Genomic DNA, 5,660 nt, shown 5'->3' on the forward strand with positions numbered 1-5,660 from the left:
CGCCCGGCCCCGCCCCGCGTCCCCACCCCCCCCCCCCGCCGCGGGCGGTGCGCCCGCACCCCGACCAACCCCGGACGCGCCGCCGCCGACGCACGCCCCCGGCCCTGCCGTACGGTCGTCCCACGCACCACGTACGGGGAGGACCAGGACCATGACCACGGCACCCGCCGAACCGCCGCCGCCCGGCCCGCGCCGGCTGCGCCTGCTCAGCTACAACATCCGCTCGCTGCGGGACGACCGGCGGGCGCTGGCCCGGGTGATCCGGGCCTGCGCACCCGACCTGGTCTGCATCCAGGAGTCACCGCGCTACTGGCGGCCCGAGGGCCAGGCCGCCCGGCTGGCCCGGAGCACCGGGACGGTCGTCCTGGCCGGCGGCGGCCGGACCGCCGCCGGGCCGCTGCTGCTCGGCCGGCCCGGCGCGGCGCAACTGCTGGGCGTGCACGACCGGCTGCTGCCCAAGACCCGCGGCCTGCACGCCCGCGGCTTCGCCACCGCGCTGCTGCGACTGCCCGGAACGGCGCCGTTCACCCTCACCAGCTGCCACCTCAGCCTGGACGCCGACGAGCGGTACGGCCAGTTCGAGCTGCTGCTCGACCAGCTCGGGATCGCCGAACACGGCATCGTGGCAGGGGACTTCAACGAGCACCCGGACGGCAGGGGCTGGCAGCTGCTGGCCGCGCGGCTCCAGGACGGGTACCCGACCGCGCCCTGGGGCGGCGAGTTCACGTCCGTCCCCGAGCGCCCCTACCAGCGGATCGACGCCGTGTTCGCCACGCCCGGGATCACCGTCCTCGGCTGCGGGGTGCCGCACGGGCTGCCCGGCGTCACCGAGGCCGACCTGCGCGCCGCGACCGACCACCTGCCGGTGCTCGCGGTGCTGGAGCTGCCGGCGGCTTAGGAGCTCGGCTCAGACGACGGCGCCGTTGTCCGGGTCCTCGGGCTCGTCCTCGTCGCGGTCCTTCATCCGGGTCACCAGGGTGACGAAGCCGCCGAGGAAGGCGGTGATCCCGACCCAGGCCGGCCAGCCGGCGATCTCCCGCCACACCACCGCGTCGAACAGCAGCAGGGCGGGGCCGCCGAGCACCGCGAGCCAGGCGAACTTCGCGGTGACGTCGGCGGTCGGCAGCGGCGGGGGCTCCGGCGGGACGTAGTGGTCCTCGTCGGTCTCCTCGGCCAGCTCGAAGTCGCGCGGGCCCGAGCCCGCCGCCGGCATCACCGGCCGACCGGAGCGGGGGCGGGGCTGCGGGGCGAGGTCGGCGAGGTCGTCCGGGTCGGTCCGGGAGCCGGGGGCGTCCTTGAAGCCGCCCTTCAGCTCGCTCTGGGCCCGGAGGTTCTCGACCTCCGGCCAGTTGGGGTTGGTGAGGTCCACGGGGTCGTCGAACTGGGCGACCAGGGCGGCGAAGATCTCGTCCTGCTCGGCCTGGCTGCGCTCGGGGGCGCGCCGGGTGCGGGGCTCCGCGGGCGCGGTGGCGTCCGGTTCGGCCGGGCGCCGGTCGGCGGCCGGTGCTTCGGCGGCCTCCGCGGCCGGGGCGGTGACGCCGTCCGCCCCCGGACGGTCCGCCGGGGCGCCGCTGTGCGCGGTGCCGTCCTTCGCCGTGCTGTCCTCGCGGGGTGCCTCGTCCCCGCCGCCCGCCGTGCTGCTCTCGTGCACTTCCGGCCCTTCAGCCATGGTGATCGTCGGATTCGACCCCGGTGACGCCCACCGCGTGCGCGGGGGCCAGCCGTCGGATGAAGTCCTGGCTGGCCGCGAATATTTCCGCCGCGTCGTGGTCCAGCGTCGCGACGTGGAAGCTGCGCTGGCACAGCCGCTCCGTCACGTCGGTCGAGGATATCCGGGCCAGCACCAGTTCCGAGTTGGCCGGCGAGACGACGTGGTCCTGCGGACTGCGGAAGAGCAGCACCGGCTGGGTTACCTGCGGCAGCCGCCGTTGGACGTCCCGCCACAGCCGGCCCAGCGACCAGGCGGCGTTCAGCGGCGTCCGGTCGTAGCCCAGCTCGACCGCGCCGGGCTTGGCGATGTCGTCGGCGATCCCGGGCACGCTCGGCACGAGGTGCCGCAGCACCGGCAGCAGCACACTCGCGGGGTTGTCCGAGCGCACCGACGGGTTGACCAGCACCAGCCCGGACACCGCCGGACCGTGCAGCGCGGCCAGCCGCAGCGCCAGCGCGCCGCCCATCGACAGCGCGCAGACGAAGACCTGCTCGCACTCGGCGGAGAGCGTCAGCAGTTCGTGCTCGACCTCGGCGTACCAGTCCTCCCAGCGGGTGACCTGCATGTCCCGCCACCGGGTGCCGTGCCCGGGCAGCAGCGGCAGCGACACGCTGAACCCGGCCGCCGCCAGTTCCTCCGCCCAGGGCCGCAGCGACTGCGGCGATCCGGTGAAGCCGTGGCACAGCAGCACCCCCACCGGTCCGCCGCGGTGGCGGTACGGTTCGGCACCGGGCAGCAACGGCATGGCGGACTCCTTCGCGGGCGGGTGGCGCTGGGGGAGGAACGCTGGAGGGGGAGGCTGCGGGAATCCGCATCGTCCCACGGCCCCGCCCGGGACGTACACCCCTCATGGCGGCCTCCGCGCGGGCCGCGCGCCCCTCGCGGAGGCCCCCGTGCGAGTGCCTGCGGGAGTCCGGCGGCGGCCCGCCGGGGCGGGGCGGGGCGCGGGCCGAGCCCACGGGGCATTAGGATCGACCGGTCCGCATAACAGGAGGCCCGGGTTGTTCTACCGACTGATGAAGATGATCGTCGCGCCACTGCTTCGGATCTTCTTCCGGCCGTGGATCGAGGGTGAGGAGAACATCCCCACCGAGGGCGCGGCCATCATCGCGAGCAACCACCTGTCCTTCTCGGACTCCTTCTTCTTCCCCGCGCTGATCAAACGCCGGGTGACCTTCATCGCGAAGGCCGAGTACTTCAACACCCCGGGCATCAAGGGCCGGCTGACCGCCGCGTTCTTCAAGGGCGTCGGCCAGCTGCCGGTGGACCGCTCGGGCGTGCGCGGCGCGGGCGAGGCCGCGATCCGCAGCGCCATCGCGGTGCTGGACGGCGGCGAGCTGTTCGGCGTCTACCCCGAGGGCACCCGCTCGCCCGACGGCAAGCTGTACCGCGGCAAGGTCGGCGGCCTGGCCCGCGTCGCGCTGGCCACCGGCGCGCCGGTCATCCCGGTCGCGATGATCGACACCGAGAAGGTCCAGCCGCCCGGTCAGGTGATCCCCAACTTCGGCACCCGCCCCGGCATCCGGATCGGCCGCCCGCTGGACTTCTCCCGCTACCACGGCATGGAGAACGACCGCTTCATCCTCCGTTCGGTGACGGACGAGGTGATGTACGAGATCATGCGGCTCTCCGGCCAGGAGTACGTGGACATCTACGCGACCGCCGCCAAGCGGCAGATCGCCGACGACAAGAAGAAGGCCGACGCCGAGCGCAAGGCCGCCGCCAAGGCGGAGAAGGCGGAGGCGGATGCCGAGAAGGCCGCCGCCGACAAGGCCGCCGCGACGGAGAAGGCCGAGCAGGCCGAGCAGTCCGGGCAGGAGCCGAAGGAGACCGGGTCGGCCTGACGACCGCGGGCACGGCCCAGGGGAGGGGCGCAAGGATGACGGACGGCGAGAGAACCGGGGCAGTCGGCGGCGCGGTCGCGGCCGGGGGCATGTCCGTCGAACTGCCGTTGTGGAAGGCCATCTCCTACTTCCGGGTGCTGGCCCTGTGCTACGCCCTGCTGCGCTACCTCAACTCCTACCTGGACTTCCTGCACCCCGTCGCCGGCTGGATCTTCCTCGGCACACTCACCCTCTGGACACTCGCCAGCACCCGGGCCTTCGCCGGCCCGCAGCGCTGCACCTGGTACGTGCTCGGCACCGACCTCACCCTCGCCGTCACCGGCATCGTGATGAGCGGCCTGACCGACGACCCGGTACGGATCAGCCACGGCGCGCCCACCCTGCCGACCATCTGGGCCGCCGGTACGGTGCTCGGCTTCGCCGGCAAGGGCGGCTGGCGCTGGGCGGCCGCCGCGGGCACGGTGATCGGCGTCGCCAACATCCTCGGCCACGGCGGCCCGACCGGCGACAACATCCACAACATCATGCTGCTGATGGTGGCCGGCTGCGCCATCGGCTACGTCATCGAACTGGCCCGCGCCAGCGAGGCGACGCTCACCCGGGCACTCCAGGTCGAGGCGGCCACCCGGGAGCGCGAGCGGCTCTCCCGGGACATCCACGACGGCGTGCTCCAGGTGCTCGCCCTCGTCCAGCGCCACGGCGCCGAACTCACCGCGCGGCCGGCCGAGGGCGCCGCGGCTGCGGCCGGTGGACGCCCGGGCGGCGACGCCGACTTCGCCGAACTCGGCCGACTGGCCGGTGAGCAGGAGCGCGCCCTGCGGGCGCTGATGACCGGCGGCCCGATCCCGGGGCAGCGCCCGCAGGAGTGCGGGGCCGGGGAGCCGCAGGACCTCACCGCGCTGCTGCGCCCGTACGCCGACGAGCGGATCACGCTGTCCGCCCCCGGCGGGCCGGTGCTGCTGCCCGTCGGGGCGGCCGGCGAACTGGCCGCGGCGGTCGGCGCCGCCGTCGACAACGTCCGCCGGCACGCCGGGGAGCGGGCCCGGGCCTGGATCCTGGTGGAGGACGAGCCGCAGGCCGTCACGGTCAGCATCCGCGACGACGGCCCCGGCTTCGCCCCCGGCCGCCTCGGCGAGGCGGAGCGGGCCGGGCGGCTGGGCGTCTCCCAGTCCATCCGCGGCCGGCTGCTGGACCTCGGCGGCACGGCCGAGCTGTACTCGGCGCCCGGAGAGGGCGTCGAGGTCGAACTCCGTGTCCCGAGGAAGGGTTCTGATGACCGATCAGCCGACGACTGACCGGCCGATACGGGTGATGGTCGTGGACGACCACCCGATGTGGCGCGACGCCGTCTCGCGGGACCTCGCCGAGGCGGGGCTCGACGTGGTGGCCACCGCGGGCGACGGCGAGGAGGCCGTCCGCCGGGCCCGCGCCTGCTCGCCACAGGTCGTCGTGCTGGACCTCAACCTGCCCGGTCTGCCCGGCGCCGAGGTGTGCCGCCAGGTGGTCGCGCAGGATCCGGCGGTGCGGGTGCTGGTGCTCTCGGCCAGCGGCGAGCACCAGGACGTGCTGGAGGCGGTGAAGTCCGGCGCGACCGGGTACCTGGTCAAGTCGGCCGGGCGGGAGGAGCTGCTGGACGCGGTGCGGCGCACGGCCGTGGGCGACGCCGTGTTCACCCCGGGCCTGGCCGGCCTGGTGCTGGGCGAGTTCCGCCGGCTGGCCGCCGAACCGGCCCCGGCCTCCGCGCCGGCCGTCCCGCAGCTGACCGCGCGGGAGACCGAGGTCCTGCGCCTGGTGGCCAAGGGCCTGTCGTACCGGCAGATCGCCGACCGGCTGGTGCTGTCGCACCGGACGGTGCAGAACCACGTCCAGAACACGCTCGGCAAGCTGCAACTGCACAACCGGGTGGAACTGGTGCGGTACGCGATCGAGCAGGGGCTGGACGACGACATCTGACGGCTCCGGCGGGTCCGGCCGCGTTGGCGGTCCCGCGTGCGGTGGGGGGGGGGGGGGGGGGGGAGGCCCCCCCCCCCGGGGAGAGAACAAACCGGAGCACCCCCCCCCGCGCAGACCGCCCCCAAAACAACAACCCCAGCGGGGAGAACACA

The 5,660-nt window shown here is 74.8% G+C and carries 6 protein-coding genes; 4 read left to right on the top strand and 2 right to left on the bottom strand.

Annotation, left to right across the window (positions count from 1 at the left end; all coding sequences use genetic code 11):
* Window positions 1-151: 151 nt before the first annotated feature.
* Window positions 152-898: an endonuclease/exonuclease/phosphatase family protein gene (locus tag ACFV6I_RS17615; protein ID WP_380426176.1), complete on the top strand. Its 747-nt coding sequence runs from the start codon at window positions 152-154 to the stop codon at window positions 896-898.
* A 9-nt stretch (window positions 899-907) separates the two neighbouring features.
* Here the strand turns inward: ACFV6I_RS17615 and ACFV6I_RS17620 are convergent, their stop codons facing one another.
* A complete protein-coding gene (locus tag ACFV6I_RS17620) occupies window positions 908-1,651 on the bottom strand; it encodes a hypothetical protein (protein WP_380426178.1) in 744 nt (247 codons plus the stop codon).
* A 10-nt stretch (window positions 1,652-1,661) separates the two neighbouring features.
* Window positions 1,662-2,456, bottom strand: a complete 795-nt coding sequence (locus ACFV6I_RS17625) for an alpha/beta hydrolase (RefSeq protein ID WP_380426180.1) — start codon at window positions 2,454-2,456, stop codon at window positions 1,662-1,664.
* Between the two features lie 271 nt (window positions 2,457-2,727).
* Here ACFV6I_RS17625 and ACFV6I_RS17630 point away from each other — a divergent pair, with 271 nt between their 5' ends.
* From ACFV6I_RS17630 to ACFV6I_RS17640, 3 genes are read left to right on the top strand one after another with little or no spacing between them, the layout of a single operon-like run.
* Complete coding sequence (locus ACFV6I_RS17630) at window positions 2,728-3,555, top strand: lysophospholipid acyltransferase family protein (RefSeq protein ID WP_079136233.1); 828 nt, start codon at window positions 2,728-2,730, stop codon at window positions 3,553-3,555.
* Between the two features lie 35 nt (window positions 3,556-3,590).
* Complete coding sequence (macS, locus tag ACFV6I_RS17635) at window positions 3,591-4,850, top strand: MacS family sensor histidine kinase (protein ID WP_380426182.1); 1,260 nt, start codon at window positions 3,591-3,593, stop codon at window positions 4,848-4,850.
* A complete protein-coding gene (locus ACFV6I_RS17640; protein ID WP_063347264.1) occupies window positions 4,828-5,508 on the top strand; it encodes a response regulator transcription factor in 681 nt (226 codons plus the stop codon). The genes macS and ACFV6I_RS17640 overlap by 23 nt, the downstream gene beginning before the upstream one ends.
* Window positions 5,509-5,660: the final 152 nt, after the last annotated feature.

The sequence above is a fragment of the Kitasatospora sp. NPDC059803 genome, assembly GCF_042732255.1.
Taxonomy (GTDB): Bacteria; Actinomycetota; Actinomycetes; order Streptomycetales; family Streptomycetaceae; genus Kitasatospora.